The 22,256-nt window shown below is 58.4% G+C and carries 18 protein-coding genes and 2 pseudogenes; 14 read left to right on the top strand and 6 right to left on the bottom strand.

The features are described 5' to 3' along the window. Window positions 1–31: 31 nt before the first annotated feature. From smc to AC13CY_RS06500, 4 genes are all read left to right on the top strand, one after another. On the top strand, window positions 32–3,532 hold the full coding sequence (gene smc / locus AC13CY_RS06515; RefSeq protein ID WP_483052394.1) for a chromosome segregation protein SMC: 3,501 nt from the start codon (window positions 32–34) through the stop codon (window positions 3,530–3,532). 583 nt (window positions 3,533–4,115) lie between these two features. Next, window positions 4,116–5,897 (top strand): cell division protein ZipA C-terminal FtsZ-binding domain-containing protein, encoded by a 1,782-nt coding sequence (locus AC13CY_RS06510; RefSeq protein ID WP_483052393.1) that lies wholly within the window; start codon window positions 4,116–4,118, stop codon window positions 5,895–5,897. Window positions 5,898–5,986: 89 nt separating this feature from the next. Beyond that, on the top strand, window positions 5,987–8,023 hold the full coding sequence (gene ligA / locus AC13CY_RS06505) for an NAD-dependent DNA ligase LigA (RefSeq protein ID WP_483052392.1): 2,037 nt from the start codon (window positions 5,987–5,989) through the stop codon (window positions 8,021–8,023). Beyond that, window positions 8,020–8,292, top strand: coding sequence for a YheU family protein (locus AC13CY_RS06500; RefSeq protein WP_044629984.1), 273 nt, complete (start codon window positions 8,020–8,022; stop codon window positions 8,290–8,292). Before ligA ends, AC13CY_RS06500 begins: the two co-directional genes overlap by 4 nt. Here AC13CY_RS06500 and mnmC read toward each other — a convergent pair. Together mnmC and AC13CY_RS06490 are read right to left on the bottom strand one after the other, a co-directional pair. Then, window positions 8,286–10,325, bottom strand: a complete 2,040-nt coding sequence (mnmC, locus tag AC13CY_RS06495; protein WP_483052391.1) for a bifunctional tRNA (5-methylaminomethyl-2-thiouridine)(34)-methyltransferase MnmC2/FAD-dependent 5-carboxymethylaminomethyl-2-thiouridine(34) oxidoreductase MnmC1 — start codon at window positions 10,323–10,325, stop codon at window positions 8,286–8,288. The genes AC13CY_RS06500 and mnmC overlap by 7 nt on opposite strands. A 157-nt stretch (window positions 10,326–10,482) precedes the next feature. After that, window positions 10,483–10,782 (bottom strand): YciI family protein, encoded by a 300-nt coding sequence (locus AC13CY_RS06490; protein ID WP_172515478.1) that lies wholly within the window; start codon window positions 10,780–10,782, stop codon window positions 10,483–10,485. 131 nt (window positions 10,783–10,913) lie between these two features. Here AC13CY_RS06490 and AC13CY_RS06485 point away from each other — a divergent pair, with 131 nt between their 5' ends. Together AC13CY_RS06485 and AC13CY_RS06480 are read left to right on the top strand one after the other, a co-directional pair. After that, entirely contained in the window at window positions 10,914–11,870 is a 957-nt protein-coding gene (locus AC13CY_RS06485) for a PHP domain-containing protein (RefSeq protein WP_483052390.1), read from the top strand. A gap of 55 nt (window positions 11,871–11,925) precedes the next feature. Further along, entirely contained in the window at window positions 11,926–12,549 is a 624-nt protein-coding gene (locus AC13CY_RS06480) for an L-threonylcarbamoyladenylate synthase (RefSeq protein WP_062361567.1), read from the top strand. Window positions 12,550–12,611: 62 nt separating this feature from the next. Here the strand turns inward: AC13CY_RS06480 and AC13CY_RS06475 are convergent, their stop codons facing one another. Next, the gene (locus tag AC13CY_RS06475; protein WP_483052389.1) at window positions 12,612–13,514 is read right to left on the bottom strand and encodes an ion transporter; all 903 of its coding nucleotides are present in this window, start codon (window positions 13,512–13,514) and stop codon (window positions 12,612–12,614) included. Window positions 13,515–13,556: 42 nt separating this feature from the next. Next, window positions 13,557–14,456, bottom strand: a complete 900-nt coding sequence (locus AC13CY_RS06470; RefSeq protein ID WP_172515480.1) for a CYTH domain-containing protein — start codon at window positions 14,454–14,456, stop codon at window positions 13,557–13,559. 136 nt (window positions 14,457–14,592) lie between these two features. Here AC13CY_RS06470 and AC13CY_RS06465 point away from each other — a divergent pair, with 136 nt between their 5' ends. The 5 genes from AC13CY_RS06465 to AC13CY_RS06445 all read left to right on the top strand — a co-directional run bounded on the left by AC13CY_RS06465 (window position 14,593) and on the right by AC13CY_RS06445 (window position 18,746). Further along, window positions 14,593–15,273, top strand: coding sequence for a TIGR00153 family protein (locus tag AC13CY_RS06465; protein WP_044629978.1), 681 nt, complete (start codon window positions 14,593–14,595; stop codon window positions 15,271–15,273). A 9-nt stretch (window positions 15,274–15,282) separates the two neighbouring features. Then, window positions 15,283–16,548 carry an inorganic phosphate transporter gene (locus tag AC13CY_RS06460; RefSeq protein ID WP_044629977.1) on the top strand — a complete coding sequence of 422 codons (1,266 nt, stop codon included), beginning with the start codon at window positions 15,283–15,285 and terminating at the stop codon, window positions 16,546–16,548. 179 nt (window positions 16,549–16,727) lie between these two features. Beyond that, window positions 16,728–18,044 (top strand): amino-acid N-acetyltransferase, encoded by a 1,317-nt coding sequence (gene argA, locus AC13CY_RS06455; RefSeq protein WP_044629976.1) that lies wholly within the window; start codon window positions 16,728–16,730, stop codon window positions 18,042–18,044. An 89-nt stretch (window positions 18,045–18,133) separates the two neighbouring features. Beyond that, complete coding sequence (locus AC13CY_RS06450; protein ID WP_044629975.1) at window positions 18,134–18,331, top strand: hypothetical protein; 198 nt, start codon at window positions 18,134–18,136, stop codon at window positions 18,329–18,331. Next, window positions 18,300–18,746 carry a DUF2335 domain-containing protein gene (locus tag AC13CY_RS06445; RefSeq protein WP_082051466.1) on the top strand — a complete coding sequence of 149 codons (447 nt, stop codon included), beginning with the start codon at window positions 18,300–18,302 and terminating at the stop codon, window positions 18,744–18,746. Before AC13CY_RS06450 ends, AC13CY_RS06445 begins: the two co-directional genes overlap by 32 nt. Before the next feature lie 58 nt (window positions 18,747–18,804). Here AC13CY_RS06445 and AC13CY_RS06440 read toward each other — a convergent pair whose 3' ends face one another. Beyond that, on the bottom strand, window positions 18,805–19,659 hold the full coding sequence (locus tag AC13CY_RS06440) for an SDR family oxidoreductase (RefSeq protein ID WP_483052388.1): 855 nt from the start codon (window positions 19,657–19,659) through the stop codon (window positions 18,805–18,807). Between the two features lie 371 nt (window positions 19,660–20,030). On the opposite strand from AC13CY_RS06440, the gene AC13CY_RS06435 reads away from it, so the two are divergent. Together AC13CY_RS06435 and AC13CY_RS06430 are read left to right on the top strand one after the other, a co-directional pair. Beyond that, window positions 20,031–20,153, top strand: a complete 123-nt coding sequence (locus AC13CY_RS06435) for a hypothetical protein (protein WP_266100169.1) — start codon at window positions 20,031–20,033, stop codon at window positions 20,151–20,153. 165 nt (window positions 20,154–20,318) lie between these two features. Beyond that, a pseudogene (locus tag AC13CY_RS06430) lies at window positions 20,319–20,594 on the top strand (transposase); the annotation flags it as partial. Between the two features lie 25 nt (window positions 20,595–20,619). Here the strand turns inward: AC13CY_RS06430 and AC13CY_RS06425 are convergent. After that, the gene (locus tag AC13CY_RS06425; protein ID WP_476294492.1) at window positions 20,620–21,738 is read right to left on the bottom strand and encodes an ISAs1 family transposase; all 1,119 of its coding nucleotides are present in this window, start codon (window positions 21,736–21,738) and stop codon (window positions 20,620–20,622) included. A gap of 105 nt (window positions 21,739–21,843) precedes the next feature. On the opposite strand from AC13CY_RS06425, the pseudogene AC13CY_RS06420 reads away from it, so the two are divergent. Further along, window positions 21,844–22,256, top strand: a pseudogene (locus AC13CY_RS06420) (transposase); the annotation flags it as partial.

The raw sequence follows: 22,256 nt of genomic DNA, 5'->3' as shown, positions 1-22,256 counted from the left end.
ACCACGTAAGCTACCGCTGCTAAGGGTCGCAATGCGCTTAACCTCTATACGTCTCGTTGGGTTCAAGTCCTTTGTCGATCCGGTCACCGTGCCCTTCGATGGCAACATGACGGCCATCGTTGGGCCCAACGGCTGCGGTAAATCCAATATTATCGACGCCGTGCGCTGGGTGATGGGGGAGTCCTCCGCCAAAACCCTGCGCGGCGAATCCATGGCCGACGTTATCTTCAACGGCTCTACCGGACGTAAGCCGGTAGGGCAGGCCTCTATCGAGCTGAAGTTCGATAACCGCGATGGCGGCATGGGCGGTTTATACGCCCAGTACTCAGAAATTGCCGTCAAACGCCTGGTGACCCGGGATGGCCAGTCCAACTACTTCTTCAACGGCCAGAAGTGCCGCCGCCGGGATATCGCCGACCTGTTCATGGGGACCGGCCTAGGCCCGCGCTCCTACGCCATTATCGGCCAGGGGATGATCTCGCGGCTGATCGAAGCGCGCCCGGATGACCTTCGCGCCACCCTCGAAGAAGCCGCGGGGATTTCCAAGTACAAAGAGCGCCGTCGGGAAACCGAAAACCGCATGCGGCGCACCCAGGAGAACCTGGAGCGCCTGGACGATATTCGCGAAGAGCTGGATAAACAGCTCGAACGCCTCAAGCGCCAAGCGGAAGCCGCCAAGCGCTACCAAGAGCTCAAGCAGCAGGAGTACCGCTTAAAAGGCGAGCTGGCGCTGCTGCGCGGCCGCGCCCTGCGGGCCGAACAGTCCCACCAAGAGAGCCGTGTCCGCGAGCTGGAAATTGCCGTCGAAAAAGACGTGTTTGGCGTGCGTCAGTGCGAAACCCGCCTGGAGCAGGCCCGCGAACAGCACGACGAGCTGGCCGACGTGTTGGACCGCCACCAGCAGCAGTTTTATGAAACCACCACGCGCATTGCCCGCTTAGAGCAGGACCAGGCCCACCGCCGCAGCCGCGAAGCGCAGTTGGCCAATGACATTGCCACCGCCCGACGGGATCTCGACGAGCAGCGCCAGGTCAGCGAGGGCGACCAGGAGCGGCTCGCGGTGATCGATGAGCGCTTTGAGGAGCTGCTGCCCGAGCATGAAGCGCTGGAAGAGCAGCTCGAATTGCTCGAGCAGACCCTGGCCGACGCAACGCCAGCGCTGGAAGCCGCTGAACAGCAGTGGGCCGACGCCGAAAACCGCTGGCGCGAGGCCAGCCGCGATGCCGACCGTAGCCAAGACCAACTGCGCGACTTAGAGCAACGTATTGCCCGCCTGCAGGCAGAAGGGCAGCGCCGCCGCCAGCAGCGCGGCGAGCTGGCCGACATGACCGCGCTACAAAACGAGCACGCCGAATACCAAGCCCGCCTGGAAGAAGCCGACCAACGTGCCGACGCCTTCCAAGTGGAGCGTGAGCAGTGGCAGCAGCGCTACAGCGATGCCAAAAGCGCCTACCAGCAAGCGGTAACCTGCCGCGACGAGCAGCGCGCTGCGCTGAGCCAGCAGCAGGGTGAACTTGCCTCGCTGCAGGCGCTGATGGATGCCGCTCTGGCCGATCACGACCCTCAGCTAAGCGAAACGCTGGCCGCTCATGGCCTCGCCGATGCACCCCGCTTGGGTGAAGCCATTTCGGTCAGCCAAGGCTGGGAGCGGGTTATTTCCTGGCTACTCGCCCCTTGGTTAAACGCCCGACTGGTAGCTGCCCATCAGCTAAACGCGCTGCCCGAAGCGCTGGCGACGGAGTGGTGCTTGATTGATCAAGCGCCGCCTTCCACAGCCACGGCGGGCCCAGGCAATCGCCTCAGCGATTTGGTGAAAGGCGCGGGCGCGCTGACGGAGTGGTTGGCGAGTATTCACTATGTTGATACTGCTGACGCGGCGGAAGCGTTGTTGCCTACGCTTGCTCCCGGTGAGAGTGTGGTTAGCCAAGACGGCGTATGGCGCGGTCGCGGTTGGCTGCATCAGCAATCCAATGGCGAAGGCGTCGATGCGCTACTGGTCACTCGTCGTCGCTTTGAGGAGCTGGCCGCAGAGCGTGAGCGGGCGGAAGAGGCGCTGGCACTCTTAGATGAACAGTGCGAAGCCGCCAACGAGACGATTGAAACGTTAGAACTGACCCGTGAGCAGCAAGCAGAGCAGGAGCGTGACCACGCGGCCACCCGCCAACAGCTAGCAGTGCAAGAGCAGCGGCTTGCCCAACGCCTTGAGCATCTCTCCAGTCGCGCCACGGAGCTGGACGACGAACTGGCCCAGCTGCAAGAAGATGAGGCGGAGTTAACGCTTACTTTAGAAGAGCAGCGCGCTCGTTGGCATACGGCCATGGAGCAACTGGAAACCGCCGCAGAAGCCCGCGAAACCAGCGCCGAACAGCGCCACCGCCAGCGTGAGCAGCGTGAGCAGCTCAACCAACAGCATGCCCCGCTCAAAGCGCGTCAGCAGGCGCTGGCCCTGGAGCGTGAGCGCTTAAAAGCCGAGCGCGACAGCCTGCGCGCGCAGCAGTCCCGCTCAAGCGATACCGAAGAGCGCCTCTCACTGCGTATTGCCGAGCTGGAAGAGTCCCGTGAAATGCTGGTCGAGCCCGACGAGCTGGCCGCTGAGGAGCTCGAAGAGCTGCTCCACCAGCGCGAACAGCAGGAACGACGGCTCAATGAAACGCGCCAACAGGCCCAGGCGCTGGCCGAGCAGCTGCGCAACGATGAGTTAGCCCGCCAGCAGCACGAGCGCAATCTTGAACAGAGTCGCGAACAGCTCCAGCAGCGCCGCATGGAGGTGCAGGCGCTGGCGCTCAAAGCAGCGACCCAGGATGAGCAGTTAGCAGAACTAGGCCACGATGCCGATGCGCTCGCCAGCACGCTGCCCAGCGATGCCAGCGAACCTGCGTGGCAAGAGCGTTTGGAAAGTACCTCGGAAAAAATCCGCCGCCTGGGGGCGATTAACCTTGCGGCCATCGAGGAGTACGATCAGCAGGCCGAGCGGCGTAATTACCTAGAAGCCCAGCATGCCGAGCTCACCGAAGCACTGGAAACGCTGGAGCGGGCGATCAAGCGGATCGATCAAGAAACCCGCGTCCGTTTCCGGGAGACGTTCGATCAGGTCAATAACGGTCTGCAAACGCTCTTTCCCCGTGTGTTTGGCGGTGGGGCGGCGTGGCTGACGCTGACCGGTGATGACCTGTTGGAAACCGGCGTGGCCATCATGGCCCGACCGCCGGGTAAGAAGAACAGCACGATTCACCTGCTATCCGGTGGGGAAAAAGCCCTAACTGCGCTGTCGCTGGTCTTTGCCATCTTCCAGCTTAACCCGGCCCCGTTCTGTATGCTGGATGAGGTCGACGCTCCGCTGGATGACGCCAACGTTGGCCGCTACGCCAAGCTGGTGAAAGAGATGTCCGAAAGTGTGCAGTTCATCTATATCACCCACAACAAGATTGCCATGGAAGCCGCCGAGCGCCTGATGGGGGTCACCATGCAAGAGCCCGGCGTTTCGCGTTTGGTTTCCGTGGGTATTGATGAGGCCGCTGAGTTGGTCGAATAGTGCGTGTGGCTCATGGCTGCGCCGTGTTGCGACTTCCCTAGAGTTTCCTTATTTGCCAAGGCGTGCCTGTCACCTGGGTGCGCCAGCGCAAGCGGATAGTAACGCCATGCCCACGAAATGCTTTGATAACAGCAAGTTGTTGAAAAAACGTGGTGTTGGCGGTGGGGTCGTCGCGGCCGTATAGGCTTAAGTCCCGCTTATCGCTTGCGAATCATTACCTGTTGTTAAAGCGCAATGCGTTCATAAGAAACTAGCGATAGTGAAAAACATTCACTAGCATAACGTTTAAATAGGGTGAACTGAGTGGGTAGCGGCCTCACACGGCACTCCGCGTTTGGCCACCCGTATCAGAGATGGAATGACGCGGAAAGGGCACTTTTGATGGTTGATAAGGTCGAAAAATTCGCCTAAAAAGCTCCCTTAGCGGCTCAAACGTGTGAAAATCAGCAAAAATTGGCTCTTTTCGTAGCAACCGCGCTATGCTTGGTGCTAAATATCGATTTATAAGAAGGTTCCCATATTCTGGCGCAGTGCCGCTCACTGTGCCCTAGTAACCGGTTAGATGACCCATGGAATGCTCGACATGGAATTAAGAGAGTGGTTAATCATTCTAGGACTGGCACTGGTTTCGCTAATCGTTGTCGACGGTGTGCGTAGGCTCCAGCGTCAGCGTCGTGTGCCCCGGCTAGACCAAGCGGTAAAAGATTTGCCTACCGCGAAGTTGGAAGAGTTAGACGACGAGGCGAAAGAAGCCGAGATCAATTGGGAGCTGCCAAACGGCGGTGCTCGGGTGGTCAAGCCCGCCGATTACAGTGGGCTGGGGCAAAAACCCAAGTTAGAGCGCCAAGAGCATCCAGGGCCTTCTAGGGTGCTGTCTGATTTCCGTCGCTCGGTTACCAAACCCTCAGGAAAGCCAAAACCTGCAGCAGCGAAATCTAACAAGGCGGAGCCGGCTGTCCAGGCAGCTACTGCTAATGTGTCAGCAACAGCTGATGCGTCTGCTGAAACCAGAAACGAAATGCGCGAACCGCCACGCCGTGAGCCAAGTGTCTTTACAGCTCGTGAAGAGGCCCCGAAAGCAGAGACCCCCCAGCCAGCGACCCCGGAGTCGTCCATGAGTGCCATGGAAGACGAAGCCCCCCAGTCTCAGCAAACAGGTACAGCACCTGCGTCGTTCTCCGCCACTGATGAAGCACCTAGCGAACAGCCGAACACCGCTGAGCTAAACGCCTCTCATACACCAGAGCCCCATGCTGAGCTGGAAAGCAACCAAGCTCCTGAAGAGCCAGCGGCCGTTGAGCCAGATATTACTCCTGAGCCCGAGCCGGTGCTTCGCGCCGAGCCTGAAGATGCGGTATTTGCCAAGCACGCTTCCGACGCACCCAAGCGCCGCCAGTTGCGCGCCGACACGGTGGGCGATCACGAGTTAGATGACGACGAAATTGATGAGTACCGACTGGTCGACTTTGAAGGCATTGGCCGTTCCTTTAAGCGGCGTATTATTGAGCGCCGTAAAGAGAAAGCCATCAAAAAAGCCGAGAAAGCCAAGCGAGCTGAAGCAGCCGCCAAGCAAAAAGTTGAGCGTAAAGCGCTGGAAGCCGAGCAGCGCCGTGAAGCGAAGCAGGCCGCTGAAGCGGAAAAAGCGCGTATCGCTCAAGAAAAAGCTCAAGCTCGCGAAGCCGCTGCTGCTAATGAAGCTGCCGCCCAACGCGACGCCGTGCAGCAGGCGCATGCCGAGCCTGAATTAGAGCGCTACGCAAACAGCGCTAGCCGCTATGAAGATCACTACCAGAGCGTTGATGAAGAGTACGATGACGCTTATGCAGCCCAAGACAATGTTGTGCGCGCGCACCCTACGTTGGAAAAAGCTCTGCGTCATGACGTGAACGGCGAGCACGCCAAAGAGACGCTTGCCAATGCTAACGAGTTGGTAGTCATTAGCGTGCTGTCGCGTGATCCCGAAGGTTTTGATGGCGACAAGTTGCTTGAACTAATGATGGCCTGTGGGTTGCGCTATTGCCGCGCGATGGGCGTCTTCAATCGCTTTGAAACGGAAAGCCACAATAGCGAGCTGCAGTTCTCGATGGTGAACGTGCTCAAACCCGGCACTTTCCCCATCGAAGAGATGGATGAGTTTGTAACGCCTGGGATCACTTTCTTAATGCCCCTGCCCGGCGCGGTGGATAGCTCGGCTGCTTTTGAAGCAATGGTCGAAACGGCCATGGTGGTGGTACGCCACATGGGCGGCGAGCTGAAAGATGAAAACCGCAGCGTGATGACGGCGCAAACCATCGAGTTTGCCCGGCAGCGTGTTCATGAATTTGAGCGTCGCCACCGCCTGCACCGCCATATGCAGGCTCGCTAAACGCCGCGTTGTGCGAACACCCGCCTTCCTCAAGAAGGCGGGTGTTTTTGTTACTAATTACCTGTTTTATTTGTCTTCGGAACCTCTGAATGAGTCAGCCTGACCCCACCCTGCTGGAAGAGATCAGCCAACTACGCGCTGATCTGGATGACGCCAACTACCGCTACTACGTGCTAGACGAGCCAACGTTAACCGACGCTGACTACGACCGTAAGTTGCAGCGCTTAAAGCAGTTAGAGGGCGAGCACCCCGAGTTGATTTCCCCCGACTCGCCCACTCAGCGAGTCGGCGCCGCTCCGGCAGAGGGCTTTCCCGAGGTTGCCCATGCCATTCCGATGCTCTCGCTGGATAATGCCTTTAGTCGTGACGATATTGTGGCCTTTGCCGAACGCGTGGCGGAACGCTTGGAGTGTCAGTCGGAAGAGATTGAGTTTAGCTGCGAGCCGAAGCTGGATGGCGCGGCGGTATCGCTGGTGTATGAGCAGGGCGTGTTGGTCAGCGGTGCGACCCGTGGGGATGGTCGCACGGGGGAAGGCATTACCTCTAACCTGCGTACCTTGCGCTCGGTGCCGCTTAAGCTCATGGGCAAAAACGTGCCTGAGTTGGTCGAAGTGCGCGGCGAAGTGATTATGCGCCACTCCGGCTTTGAAGCGCTCAACGAGCGTGCCAGAGAGGAGGGCAGCAAAGTATTTGCCAACCCGCGCAACGCTGCGGCTGGCAGCCTGCGTCAGCTCGACCCGCGCATTACGGCGACCCGCCCGTTGGAGTTCCACGCCTACCAAGCAGCACGCTTGGAGCCAGACTTGGGCGATGCCACCCACAGTGCGCTGATGGCACGGCTGTCCACCCTGGGCTTTCGCACTAGTGCAGAGTTAACCACGATGTACGGCCCCGACGCGGTAGCCGACTACTGCGAGCAGCTAGGCGCTAAACGCGACCAGCTCGGCTACGACATTGATGGCGTGGTGATTAAGGTCAACGACCTGCGCCACCAGCGAGAGCTGGGTTTTGTTGCCCGTGCCCCGCGTTGGGCGGTGGCGTTTAAATTCCCTGCCCAAGAAGAAGTCACGACCCTCAACGATGTGGAGTTTCAGGTAGGTCGCACCGGGGCGATTACGCCGGTGGCGCGCCTTGCGCCGGTCACCGTTGCGGGAGTGACGGTCTCTAACGCCACGCTGCATAACGCCGATGAAATTACTCGCTTGGGCGTGATGATTGGCGATACGGTAGCCATTCGCCGCGCAGGGGATGTGATTCCACAAGTGGTGCGAGTGGATGAAGAGAAGCGCCCGGCGGATGCCCGTGTGATTACCTTCCCCGACCACTGCCCCGTGTGCGGCTCGGATATCGAGCGCCTGGAAGGCGAGGCGGTGGCACGCTGCTCTGGTGGGCTTTACTGCGCTGCCCAGCGTAAAGAGGCGCTGAAACACTTTGCCAGCCGTAAAGCGCTGGATATCGACGGCCTGGGCGAGAAGCTGATTGAACAGTTGGTGGATCAGGAGTGGGTGAAGACGCCTGCCGATCTCTTCCATCTCAGCGTAGAGCAGCTAAAGAGCCTGCCGCGTATGGGCGAAAAATCCGCCACCAACTTGGTTAACGCCCTGGAAAAGGCCAAGCAGACCACGCTGGCGCGGTTTATCTACGCGCTGGGCATTCGTGAGGTGGGCGAAGCCACGGCTGCTAACGTCGCCAACCATTTCGGCACGCTGCAAGCGCTGCAAGACGCCGATCAAGCGGCGCTGGAAGCGGTGAATGACGTAGGCCCCATTGTTGCCAAGCATATCCACACGTTTTTTCGCCAGCCCCATAACCTGGAAACACTCCAAGCGCTGATTGAGGCGGGCATTACTTGGCAAGAGTCAGAAGTCACCCAAGGCTCCACGCCGCTAGAGGGCCAAACCTGGGTGCTGACCGGTGCCATGGAGAGCATGACCCGTGACGAAGGCAAGGCGCGGCTTCAGGCGCTGGGGGCCAAGGTAGCGGGCAGCGTCTCTAAAAAAACGACTTGCCTAGTGGCGGGCGAAGCTGCAGGCAGTAAGCTCACCAAAGCCGAGCAGTTGGGGGTTGAAGTGATCGACGAAGCCACCTTTATTGAGCGTTTAGCCGCTTGGGAGCAAAGCGAATGAGCCGGTTTATCGAAGTGCCCGCGCGGATGCTGCCGCCAGAAACCTTAACCGCGCTGCTGGAAGCGTTTGTTACTCGACAAGGCTACGACACCACCGATACCGGCGAAGGCATGAGCGGCTGGGTCGCTGAGCTTAAGCAGCAGCTTGACCGACACGAGCTGATCATTGCCCACGACCTAGAGCTGGAAATGACCGAAGTGATGACCCTCGCCCAGTGGCGCTCCTTTGGGCGAGAGTTAGCAGATGATGAAGAAGAGGGCGATTACTGAGCCCGCACCAGCGCGCTAATGATGCGCCGCCCTGGGTGAAGGTGGTCAGCCAATGGCTGCTCGATGGGCAGCGGTTCATCGCAAATGCGCGATGCGATAACCTCCGCGCACAGCGGCGCGCTGGCCAGCCCTCGGGAACCGTGGGCGGTGGAGATCCACAGCCCTGGATGGTGCTCGCCATTAACAGGCGGCACTTTCGAGGCATCTTTACGCAGCACTGCGTAATCCCGCTGCCACGCGGCTGTGTGGGGCACCGGCCCGGCGTAAGGGGTTTTATCGGGGCTGGCGGCTCGCACTGCAGCCCGGCCTTCCAGCGCTTCTGGGCTTAACGTAACGCCAGCTGCCTCTAGCGCGGCGACCCACTCTGGCAGCGCTTGGCGTAGCTCATCAATATTGCGCTGGTGCTCTTCCTCGACCACTTGCGTTGTGGCGTTATTGGGCACAAAGCTGGCGCCAAAGGTCAGTACGTTATCCATCGGTGGTGATACATAGCCTCCCGCACATACCACTTTAGTGGGCACCTTCGTACCTGCTGGCAGCGTTAGCTCGCTGACCTGGCCGCGCACCTGCTGCAACGGCAGCTCGGCGGTTTGTGCAAACTGGTTAGCCAGGGATGCTGTAGCCACGACCACATGATCAGCCTGCAGCGTTTCGCCGCTGGCCAGCGTGACCTGCCACTGCGCCGTTTGGGAGGCTTGCTGGGCTTGCTGTAGCTCGCTGACGTCGCCCTGCCGTAGGGTGATATTGGCGTGCTGCAACAACTGTTCGCAGAGCTTTTTGGGCTGAACCCAGCCCGCCTGGGGATAAAAAAGCCCGTGGGCCGCAGAGACCGGCACGCCCGCCAGCTCGCTTAGTGCGTCACTCTGTGCAGACATGACCGATTCCGGCAGCGGATGATTGGCCATAAAGCGCTGCTGGCGGTTAGCCTCTTTATCGCTGAGCGCGAGCTGTAACACGCCACAAGGCTGCCAGAGCGGCGGCTCCTGTGGGTGAGCTGAGGCCAGTTGGCCAAACCAGCGCTGGCTATACAGCAGCCCCGCTAAATAGAAGCGGCTTTGATGATTGGTTTCCACCGCCAGCTTCACATAGAGCGCCCCTTGACGATTGCCGGAGCCGCCCGCGCCAGGGGCGTCACGCTCAACCACCGTGACTTGCTTGCCGCGCTTAGCCAGCGCTGCCGCTACGCTGCTGCCCGCCATGCCCGCGCCAATTACAATCACGTGCTTTGCATCGCGGTGGGGAGGGGGCGTGAACCAGGGCGCCGCGTTGCGCCGCGTATCTGTGGGCGGTGCTTCTATACCGCCCGCTAGCATCTCCCGCTTACGGCCAAACCCAGGCACTTTTTTCCAGTGAAACCCCGCCGCTTTCAGCCCGCGCTTGACGATGCCCGAACAGGTAAAGGTGGCAAAGGTGGCGCCAGGGCGGGAACGGGCCGCCATGGCTTCAAACAGTTCCGGCTGCCACATATCCGGGTTTTTAGAGGGGGCAAAGCCATCTAAAAACCAAGCATCCACTTGGCCCTCCAGCAGGTTCAGCCGCTCGGTGGTGTCGCCAAAGTGCAGGTCGAGGGTGACGCGCTCGCTTAGGTGCAAACGGTGGATGCCGCTTACCGCCTCTGGCCATAGTTCGCACAGCACTTGTGAATAACTGGCCAGCGACGGCCAGGCGCTTAGGGCGCGGGTAAGCGCTTCCCGGTCGAGGGGAAATTTTTCTGTGGATAACAGATGCAGCCGTGCGCCTTTTGGGGCGTGCTGCTCAAAGCAGGCCCAGGCGCACAGTATATTTAGCCCGGTGCCAAAGCCTGTCTCGCCAATCACAAAGGCCCGTGCTTCCTGCCAAGCCGCAAACCGCTCGGGAAGTCGGTTGGCCCCTAAAAAAACGTGCTCGGTTTCTGCACGCCCATCCTCACGGGAAAAATAGACGTCGTCGAAGGCGTCTGAATGGGGAGAAGTGTCGTTCCACGTCAGCTGTGGGGCGGTTAACGCTTCAAGTGGGGGTAGAGCACTAGGGGATTGAGCAGGGCGTTGAGTCACGCGAGCATCCGTGGTGGCGATAATTGGTTAAAAAATGATCAATTTGTTAATCGGGGCGCTATCTCTGGCTTATAGAAAAGCGTCCGCCGAGTTTTCACAGAGTTTTCCACAGGCTCTGTGAAAAAGCGGGCGGACCCTCCACACTCGCCCCTATTGGTCAAGGCAAAACTTTTTTGAACGGCTTAACAATTACCTTGGCATAGACCCCAGCGATGATGTATGGATCGGCATCTGCCCAGGCTTGGGCGTCCTCTAAACTATCGAATTCCGCCACCACTAAGCTGCCGCTAAAGCCCGCATTGCCGGGGTTGTCGGAATCAATGGCGGGGTGCGGGCCGGCCAGAATAAGCCGCCCCTCATCGCGCAGTGCTTCAAGCCGCGCTAAGTGGTCGGGGCGGGCTGCTAAGCGGCGCTCTAAGCTGTTGGCAACATCTTCACTGATAATGGCGTAAAACATGGGGATAACTCCTTGAAGGCAGGGGTAACGTATCGGCCATAGCATTGACCGTACTCCGGTTAGCGCGCACCATGGCGAGCTTGTTCGTGTTCAACACGCCTATTCTAAACTCGCCACACGGCGTCATGCTAATGCCACTACTTCCTAACGCTCTTGCCTCCGTACTGCCTACCGCATTCGATGCCGACCAGCGCTACTCGGTTGACCTGCATATGCACTCAACCGCTTCTGATGGGGCGCTTTCCCCGACGGATCTGGTAACCCTATGCGCTGGGCGTGGGCTTACTCACATGGCGCTCACCGACCATGACACGATGGAAGGGGTGGAAGAAGCGAGCCGCGCCGCCCAGCAGGCAGGGCTTTGCCTGGTGCCGGGATGTGAGTTATCCACCCGCTGGCAGGGAATTAATATTCACGTGGTAGCGCTAATGCCCGGCGGGCTGCAGGGGCCGATGATAGAGGGGCTTGAGCAGCAGCGGGAAGCGCGTATCAAGCGCGCTGAAGTGATCGCCGAGCGTTTAGAAAAAATGGGTTTACCCAACGCGCTGGAAAAAGCCCGCGCCCAGGCAGGCAGCGACCGCCCCCTAGGGCGACCTGACTTTGCCCGGGCGCTGGTGGCGGAAGGTGTGGTAGCCGATTGGGCCGGAGCCTTTAAGCGCTACCTGGGCAGTGGTAAAAAAGGCGATGTTAAAGCCCATTGGCCGGAAATCAGCGAAGCAGTGGGCTGGGTCGTGGCCTCTGGCGGAGTGGCCGTGCTGGCCCATCCGCTGCGCTACGGGCTTACCCGGCGCAAGCGCGGCCTGTTGATGGATACCTTTATGGAAGCCGGTGGCCAAGGCGTAGAGCTTGTTAGCGGCCAGCAAAACCCAGACGCCACCCGTGATTTGGCGCGCCAGTTGGTAGAGCGGGAGCTGTACGCCTCGTTGGGCAGTGATTTCCACTTTCCTGGCAGCCATGCAGCGCCTGGCAGCATGAGTCCGGTGCCCCGTACCGCCGCGCCGCCTATTTGGCAGCACCCCCGTTTAGCCCACCTGCGCGATGCCCCGAGCGGTATGCTGGGTGCTAAGCCGCTGAATCAGCTAAGCTAAAAGTGATATCGCTAAAAACCTTAGCTAACCAGATGCCTACGGGCAGGAGTAAGCGATGAGCCAATATTTTCAGATTCATCCGGAAAACCCACAAAAGCGGCTGATTGACCAAGCCACCGAGATTATTCGTAAGGGTGGAGTAGTCGCTTACCCAACGGACTCAGGCTACGCGCTGGGCTGCCATTTAGGCGAAAAAAAGGCCATCGAGAAGATCAAATGGCTGCGCTCGCTGGATGACAAGCATAACTTTACTCTAGTGTGCTCGGATCTTTCCGAAATAGGCACTTACGCTAAAGTGGATAACGCCGTGTTCAGGCTGCTGAAAGCCCACACGCCCGGCCCCTACACCTACATTCTGGATGCCACTACCGAAGTGCCGCGCTTGCTGCTGCACCCTAAGCGCCGCTCAATTGGTGTGCGGGTGCCCGATCACCGCATCACCCACGCGCTGCTAGAGGCGCTGGGTGAGCCGCTAATGAGCGTGACGCTGATTCCGGTTGGCGAGGCGCTGCCGATGAGCGACCCCGAGGAGATTCGCGAGCGCTTTGGTGCCCATCTGGATTTGATTATTGATGGCGGTGCCTGCCACCTTGACCCAACGAGCGTGATTGATCTTCGTGAACTGCCGCCCAAAGTCGTGCGGGAAGGGCGTGGCGATATAACGCCGTTTCAAGAGTAGCGGTCACTGAGCACTATTAAAACGGGGGCGCTTAGCGTCTCCGTTTTCGTATCGGCGAGGTGCTATTTATCCTCGCTTGGCGTCTCATCGTCGCTGCTCTCTTTGTGCGCTTTTTTGCGCGGCTCCTCGCTGTTCTCATCCAGCCAAGTGCCGCAGCGCAGGCAGTAGCGGGCACGCTTTTCGTGGCGGTCGTGGCCGCAGCCAGGGCAGGCTTCTTCTGAGTAGCGGTCTTCACGAATCGAGCGGATCACTTGGGCAGAAAACACCCCGGTGGGCACGGCAATAATCGAGTAGCCAATCAGCATCAGAATCACCGTGATGGCTTTGCCCAGCGAAGTGGCGGGCACAATATCCCCATACCCGACGGTGGTGATGCTCACGATGGCCCAATATATCGACATCGGTATGCTGGTAAAGCCCGACTCAGGGGACTCAATGGTGTACATCAGCGCGGCAAACAGTGTGACCACCATGAGAATGCTACTGAAAAATAGCAAAATCTGGCGCAGGCTACGTTTAAGCGCATCCAGCAGTAGCCTGCCTTCCCCCACAAACTCCATCAGTCGCAAAATGCGGAAGATGCGCAACACCCGCAAAATCCGCACCATCACCAGCGCGTGCGCGCCAGGCATCAGCAGCACTAGCCAAGTGGGGATAATTGCAATCACATCCACCACGCCGTAAAAGCTTTTTAAATACACCGTGGGGCGTTCAAGGCAGTAGAGCCGTACCAGCAGTTCCAGGCTAAACAGCAGTGTAAAGGCCCATTCGATGTAGAAGAAAATATGCCCGTAACGCTCGGCATAGATCTCAACGCTACCGAGCAAAATCACCGCAACGCTGAGCAGAATGGCGACGATTAGCGCAATATCAAACGCCTTCGCCCCCGGCGTATCGGATTCAAAAATAATATGGAACAGCCGGGCGCGGAGTCCTTCGGCGCCGGGAGTAAGGGGAAAGCTCATCGCGTCATCCTGAGGTGGGCTTAATGAGTGGTTGAAACGTGTTTAGCGTAGCGCGGTTTCATAAGCGAAGCGACGAGCCAAATTTAACGCAGCCGCGCCGTAGGCGGTGGTGGGCATGCCTGCGCTATCTAATGCCTTAGGCAGCATCTCAGCATCTGCCCGTGCGGCGCTATCCAGCTGCGGGTGCTGGGCAAGCGTTGCCAATGCCTGCTGCGCGGCGATTAAGTGCGTCGCGTCACCGCTATCGTGATAGGCGTCGAGTGCGACTGTCGCGCGGTGTAGCCACTCGGCCGGGTGCTGGGCATCAGGCAGCGGCCACTGCTGGCGGCCCAGCGCATTGCCCCGCGATGCCTTACTGCTGTCGGAGGGACGCAGTGGTACTTGGCTGGCCAGCTCGGCCGCCAGCGACCATAGCGCCTCAGGGTCGCCTGCTTTTAACTCTAGCTCCACTTCGCAAATCGGCGCGCGAGCCTTGCCACAAACGATCTCGCCCTCATCCAGCACCAGCTCAATCTTGCTGCCTTGCCAGGCAAGCTGCCAACTGCGGCGGGTGAAGTCTGTGCTTAGCGTCGAGCGCAGTGCCGCAATTTTGTCTGCTAACGCGTTTTGAAAGGGCGGCAGGGCGGCCAGGGCGGATTGATCTAAGCTGGGGTCAGGAACTTGCCACTCCCACTCCTGTCGGCTGGAGAGCCCGCCACCCCCTTGGCCGGCGGTTTTTACCGTCTGCAATACTTGGCTATCCAGCTGGCGCAGGCGCACCGCTATTCGTGCGGCGGCTAAATCTCCCGCCGGGGTATCGAAGTAGGTGTTGGCCAGCTGCTGCTGAACGGGGGGAGTGCTGGCGAGCACCGGATGGTGTAACAGCGCGTCGATCTGGGTGGGTGGCAGTGCCAGTTTTAGCTCTACCTCGGTCGGTGCTGGCATACTGGTTGAGTTTTTCATGACAATCGCCACCTCACTATTATGACATTTTGGTTAATTTTTGATGACATTATGAACTTTTCATGACGGCGGCGGACGCACTCTTTATACTGGCGCCCGCCATTTCCAGGCTCCCCGAAAACAGGCTAAAGGCTATATGGTAACCTCCAACCCTTTTTCCGCGATGTTTGGCCGCTCGCCATTCCAGCCGTTGCTGGCCCACATCGTCAAGGCCAATGAATGTGCCGACCAACTGCTGCCGTTCTTCGAGGCAACACTTGTCGGTGATTGGGACACGGCGGCTGAGCTGCGCGAGAACGTCACGCGCTTAGAGCACGACGCCGACACCCTGAAAACAGAACTGCGGCTGAACCTGCCTAACACCATGTTCCTGCCGGTATCGCGTTCTGACCTGCTCGATTTGATCAGTGTTCAGGACAAGATTGCCAATAAAGTGCGCGACATTACCGGCATTATGCTGGGCCGTAAAATGCGCGTACCCAATGAGCTGGCCGAACCGATGCGCGACTACATGCGCACCAGTGTGGCCTGTGTGGCCCAAGCTCGCCAAGCGCTTGAAGAATTGAAAGACCTGCTGGAATCCGGTTTTGGTCGCAATGTTTCCGATGTCATGCAAAACATGATCCGCGAACTGCACACCCTTGAGCACCAGGCCGATAGCCAGCAGGTGGCGATTCGTCGTCAGCTGTTTGAGCTTGAGAGCCAGCTACCGCCGGTGGATGTGATCTTCCTCTACAAGATCATTGAATGGGTGGGCGAAGTCTCTGATCGCGCTGAACGCGTAGGTAGCCGCCTGCAGATTTTGACCGCACGCTAAGGGATACTCATGCAGATTATTGCCCAGCACGGTGACATTTTTATCATTCTGGCCTGTGTATTTGGCTTCTTTATGGCGTGGGGCGTCGGCGCAAACGACGTCGCTAACGCCATGGGAACCTCGGTGGGGTCGAAAGCGATTACCATCAAACAGGCGATCCTTATTGCCGTTGTCTTTGAGTTTTTAGGCGCATGGCTGGCCGGTGGCGAAGTCACCAACACCATTCGTAAAGGCATCATCGATCCTGAATTGTTGCAGGAAGACCCACAGCTGCTGGTGTACGGCATGTTAGCGGCGCTGCTGGCAGCGGGAACCTGGCTGCTGGTGGCCTCCATGAAAGGCTGGCCCGTTTCCACCACGCACTCCATTGTGGGCGCGATTGTGGGCTTCGCGGTGGCAGGCCTGGGGGCTTCTACCGTGGATTGGGGGGCGGTTACCAAGATTGCCGCAAGCTGGGTCGTTTCCCCGCTGCTGGCCGGTACCATCGGCTTTGTGCTGTTCAAATCGGTCCACCACCTGATTTTTGAAAACGATAACCCGTTTACCGCCGCCAAGCGCTACGTGCCGGGCTATGTATTTTTGGTGGGCTTTATTGTTGCCATGGTCACGCTGACCAAAGGGCTCTCCCACGTGGGGCTCGACCTGACCTTTAACCAAAGCCTGCTGCTCTCCATCCTGCTCGGCTTGGTCATTATGGGCATTGGCATGCTGATGCAGCGCCGCATCAAATTCGAAAAGACCGCTAACGACCATTTTGGTTACGCCAACGTGGAGCGAGTGTTCGGCGTACTAATGATCTTCACTGCCTGTGCCATGGCCTTTGCCCACGGCTCTAATGATGTTGCCAATGCGGTTGGCCCGCTGGCAGCGGTGATCAGCGTGGTGCAAACCGGCGGTGAAATTGAGGGCTCGGCCCTTGTGCCCTGGTGGGTACTGGTACTAGGTGGCGGCGGTATCGTCGTTGGCTTGGTTACCTATGGCCATAAAGTCATCGCGACGGTCGGTACCGGCATTACTGAGCTGACGCCTAGCCGTGGTTTTGCGGCCACCCTGGCGGCGGCTACCACCGTAGTGCTGGCATCGGGTACTGGTCTGCCCATCTCGACCACTCACACCCTAGTGGGCGCGGTGCTGGGCGTAGGCTTGGCCCGTGGTATGGCGGCGCTTAACCTGCGTGTGATTGGTACCATTGCTATGTCGTGGCTGATTACGCTGCCTGCTGGTGCTGGTTTGGCGATTCTGTTCTTCTTTATGTTTAAAGGCATGTTTGGTTAACAGACAGAGCTAACTCCGCACCGAATGCCACAGCTCGGCTGAACCGCCAAGCCTACAGCGGCACCTTCTTAGCACACGATCTTTGAATAAGATCTTTGCAATAGAAGGTGCCGCTGTTTTTTGTGCTCTGTTAAAGTAAACAGCGTTACCTTCATTCACCTGCTGCCGGAGAGCGGCCCTTGGACACTCGTTTCCCCTTTGTAGATTGGTTTCGTAACGCCTCCCCATACATTAATGCGCACCGGGGGCGAACCTTTGTCATCTTGATTGAGGGCGAAGCCATGGCGTCGGGCCGAGGGGAGCAGCTCATCCAGGATTTAGCGCTGCTGCACACCTTAGGTGTGCGCTTGGTAGTGGTGTTCGGCATTCGCCCTCAGGTACATGAGGCACTGACTGCCGCTGGCGTAGAACCCACCCGGGTGGATGGCCGCTGGGTGGCCGATCGCGCGGTGATGGCCCACGTTGAGCAGGTAGCGGCGCACCAGCGGCTCTGGCTGGAAGCCCGGCTTTCCCTTGGCCTGCCGAGCACGCCGCTACACGGCGTAGAACTCAGCGTGATTTCCGGCAACCTAGTCACCGCCAAGCCGCTTGGCGTGCGCGAAGGAGTGGATTTTGACCATAGCGGCGAAGTGCGCCGGGTGCGGGCCAGCGCCATTGAGGGGCTGCTGGAAAAAGGCTCGCTAGTGCTACTGCCGCCGCTGGGATTCTCCAGCACGGGGGAAGTGTTCGATTTAGACGCCTCGGAAGTGGCTCAGCACGCCGCCGTGGCGCTCAAGGCAGACAAGCTGATTCTGCTGGGCGAGTCCGAAGGCCTGGAAGACGAGCAGGGCGCGCTCTTGCGCCAGCTTTCCCCTTTTGAGGCAGAGCCGCGCCTGCAGCAAGCCGCGCCGGGTAGCGAATTGGCGCGACACTTGAGTGCTGCCTGCACCGCCGCCCGTGAGGGTGTAGCACGTACTCACTTGCTCTCGTGGCGCAATCACGACGCGCTGCTGGGCGAGCTGTTCACCCGTGACGGCGTGGGCACCATGATTACCCAGCACCGCTACGAACAGCTGCGCCCCGCCACGCTGAACGATGTGGCAGGCCTGCTAGAGCTGCTAGAGCCGCTAGAGCGGCGCGGTATGCTGGTAGCACGCTCCCGAGAGCGGTTAGAGCACGAAATTGATGATTACATGGTGATTGAGCGGGACGGCATGGTAATTGGCTGCGCGGCGCTACACGTCTTCCCCGAGACCACCGTAGGTGAGCTAGCCTGTGTTGCCGTTCATGGCAACTACCGGGGCGGCGAACGCGGCGAGCGGCTAGTGGAAGCCCTTGAGCGCCGAGCACGCCAGCGCGGGCTTTCCGAAATGTTCGTACTCACCACCCACACCGCCCACTGGTTTGTAGAGCGCGGCTTCCGCGCCGCAAGCCTGGAAGACCTGCCCCCCCTCAAACGCGAGGCCTACAACCACGCCCGTAAATCCAAGGTGCTGGTGAAAAATCTGGCGGGTTAGTGGGGAAAACCGGCACCATGCGCGCTATCGACTACCTAACGAGAGTCACTTTGCGCTATGGTAAAAGAAACTAACCGAGGGATGCCGCAATGAACCTCAAACATATCGCACACATTGCCAGTGTCACTACGATCTTTCCGCAAAAGCGGCAGGCAATCCAACCTGTCGAGTTTGTCGTGCACGAGAGCGATGCAGAGGCATTGAGCAGCGATTTTCTGAAGGTTGGAAAAGATATGCAAAAGGCGATGGAGCAATATGACCGACTCCCCAGACTCTCACACTCGTGATTCATCGCAGCAATCACCAACATCTTCTAACAATCAGAGCATTATTGCTCAACAATTGACCTACTCAGGTCCCTTGCCGCCCTCTGCAGAAATGGAAAAATACGAGCGCATCAGCCCCGGCGCGGCAGATCGTATTTTAGCCATGGCCGAGAAGGAGCAAGCGCATCGCCACGCGCAAGAAGAGAAAGAAAACGCCGTCAACTCTCGTATTGCTGAGTCCAATATACGCTCGCAGGATGCCAGTATCAGCGAGATCAAGCGCGGGCAGTGGATGGCCTACAGCCTTGGCCTTATCTTTCTGGGTATTACAGTGATGCTCGGGCTGAACGGGCATGAAGTTGCTGCGTCAACATTAGGACTTGGCGGGGTTGCGGCGGTGGCGACTGTATTTATAAAGGTGCGTAACAAGCAGTAGGGTAGGCTGTAATAGTCGTGTTCTACGGGTGAGGCGGCATCGCCGCCTCAGAGGGTTGCTAGGTATTCAGAATCACGCCACCGTTCAGGTGCAGCGTTTGGCCGCTCATGGAGGATGACTCTTCACAGGCCAGGTACACATAGGCCGGGCCGATTTCACTGGGCTGTCCGGCGCGTTTCATCGGCACCTGACTGCCGAACTCCGCGACTTTCTCTTCATCGAAGCTGGCCGGAATCAGCGGTGTCCAGATGAGGCCGGGAGCCACGGCGTTGACACGGATGCCTCGGTCCATCAGCGACATCGCCAGCGAGCGTATCAGCCCCTGAATGGCGCCCTTGGTGGCAGTGTAGTCAATCAGCGTGTCGTTGCCCTTGAACGCATTGATGGAGGAGGTGGCAATGATCGTATCGCCCTCACTCAAATGGGGCAGCGCCGCTTTGGTCAGGTAAAAGTGGCTGAAGATATTGGTCTGGAACGTGCGCTGCAGCTGCTCGTCGGGGATCTCGGTAATATCGTCCCAGTCGTACTGCTCAGCGGCGTTATTGATCACGATGTTGATCTTGCCGAAGTGATCCAGGGTGCGCTTAACAATCTCGCGGCAAAATGCCGGGGCGGCCACATCGCCTTTCAACACCAGGCAGCGGCGTCCTTCTGCTTCCACTAGCCGCTTGGTTTCCTCGGCGTCTTTGGTCTCTTTGAGATGCACGATCACGCTATCCGCCCCTTCACGGGCGTAGTGCACGGCCACGGCACGGCCAATGCCGCTGTCGCCGCCGGTAATAATGGCTACTTTATCGAGCAGTTTTTCAGCGCCGCGATAGCTATTGCGGATGTATTCAGGTGCTGGGCGCATGGCGTGTTCATCGCCGGGCTGTTTGTTCTGGTGCTGCGGGGGCTGCTGTTGGTCGCTCATGTGCGGTCACTCCTTTGTGTGCACGAATCGCTTCGATTAGCTGGCAGGGCTGCCCGTCTCCTCAGGCGGCTAGCTGCCGAATGTCGAGCTTTCAACGTAGACCAAAGGCGAAGGATAGAGCAAATAGTGCGGGCGCATCAGTAACCTGGAATAGCGAGAATTAATAAAGGCTATTTAAACAGACGATCAATAGGAGATTGCTCCTGCTTATTTTTTTAAGTGACTGTTATAAATGGTTTTTGATTAAGCGTAAGTAAGTGGTGATGGTATTAGGCGGATAGCGCACCATGGCAAGAACCCCGGCAGCAGCTATAGTGAGTGAGGCTTTATCCCAGTAATATCTCGACCACCGCCAAGGAGTAGGAGGTACTATGTCCCCTGATAAAGACGACCAGAAGAAAGATCAGCGTGACGACCACCACGATGACGCAAACCCAATGCCTGACACGCACCACGTCAATCCTGATGCCGAGAAAAAGTCAGAGAAAAAGTAAGTAAGAGAGATTAAAAAGGCGCTGTTGTTAGCCTGGATTTCTCACAGGGTATAAAAGAAAGCGGCTGAAAGTGCTATGATTTCAAGAACCTAACCAATCCATCAAGCACCAACAGCCGCTTCCAAAATGGTACCTGAAAAGCTGACCTTCTCGCCACTCTCACGCCGCCAAATTGAAGCCGACTATCTGCGCACCAGTGACCGCAGCGACAGCCGCCATAGCTGGGCGATCCTCGCCTTACTGGTACGCTTTATCCGCCAATACTGGCCCGATACCCGCATCGTGTTACGAGGTGATAGCCACTTTTGTCGTCCCCGGATGCTGAACTGGTGCGATCGGCATCACGTCGACTACATCGTGGGAATCGCCAAGAACAGCCGGCTGCTCAAGGAAGTGGATGTGCCCATGATGCTGGTACGCAAGACCCAATGGCAGGTGGGAGGGCAGGGAAAACGCATGAAAAAATCTACACCGCGAGAATGTCCGCCAGGTAGGTCTCATCCAGCGCGGCTTTCTTCTGTTTCCGCCGGATTCCGCCTTTGAAACGCTTCTCCCCTTTCAGGTAATTCAAGGCGATATGACGAACCCTGGCGAGGTTTTCGGCTGCCTGTCCGCGGTGGATTTTACAGGCATCCTCGCGAAGAGCGACGTCCAGGGACCAGTGGAGCTTGTTCTCGACAAACCAATGCTGGCGAGCCGCTTCGGCGAGCTTCTTGGCGCTCAGATCGGCAGAGCTGATGTAGTAGCGGATCATCGGGGCTTCTGGCACCTCGTCACCTTTCTGGCGGAAACTCATTACCACGCCTACCGTTTTCAGGCCTGCCCATTCATAGCTAAGCTCCTGAAATTCTTCAGTAACCTCGCTGACAATATGGTATCGGGTCTCTTGCCGGCCACGGCTCTTCTCGTCCGTGACGTACGCATCCCCTTCAAAGTTGACCACCTTGGCCATGGGAAACGCAGCCTCGAAGGCGTCAGCCAAGGCCGGCTGGTTGCCCTTCACCGAGAGTAGGTAATCGGCGCCCTTCTGCAGGACCTGCGTGGCGATCTTCTTCTGGCAGCCCATGGCATCGATTGTTACCAGACAACCTTGCAGATTCAGCAGCTTGAGCAGCTCGGGAATCGCCGTGATCTCGTTGGACTTCTCCGCCGTCTTGACCTGGCCCAGCACCACGCCATTCGCCGCACTGAAGGCGCTGACCATGTGTATCGCCCCTTTGCCCTTCCCTCGGCAGTACGAGCCGCGAAGCGTCTTGCCATCAATGGCCACCACCGCCCCATCGGTGACGTCATGACAAGCCTTCATCCACTCGGCAAAGGCGGTTTGGAGCTGCTCGGCATTCACCAGCGCCATCACCCTGGCCAGGGTGTCATGGCTCGGTGCGCCAGCCTCAAAATCACCGTACTGGCGAAGAAAATCCAACTTTGCGTGGCCAAAATCCTCTATCTCGTCCCATCCCTCGGCACCACAGATCACCGCACAGACCGTCAGGAACAGGATATCCGACAGCTGATGCTGCACTTTCCAAGCCTGGCGGAAGTCGGGAACGATCGATAGATGGTGCATAAGGGACGGTGTCAGCATCGGGTCAGCCATGAGCAAAAGCCGTTAGATGACCACATTAGCTCCTACTGGTAAAGCGCTACGAAGCCCGTCGTAGAGCGGTTTTTCATGCGTTTTCCCTGGGTGGGAGGGAAAGTGGCAGAGACGTTTCGCTTTCCGTATCAAGCACACTCCTGGAAATACCCACGCTGGGTGGTGGCTCGTCTGGAAGAAGGCGAGCTGGGCTCTAATCCCCGGTTTATCATCAGTTCCCGTTACGATGACGGCTTCAAGCTTTATTACGAGCAGTACTGTGCCCCGGGTGACATGGAGAACCGGATCATGGATCAACAACTGGGCCTGTTTGCTGACCGGACCTCCAGCACACACTGGTGGGCCAATCAGTGGCGGATGATCTTGTCGGGCTTCGTTTATACACTGTTCGAGCGGTTACGGACTTACCTGAAGCACACGCCCTTCGCGCGCATGAGTCCGAGCAACCTGAGGCTCAAGCTCATCAAAGTAGGCGCGGTCATCATCCGCAATACGCGTCGAATCCG

The organism is Vreelandella sp. L-15 (assembly GCF_056857635.1).
This window is presented reverse-complemented; position numbering and strand designations above follow the sequence as displayed.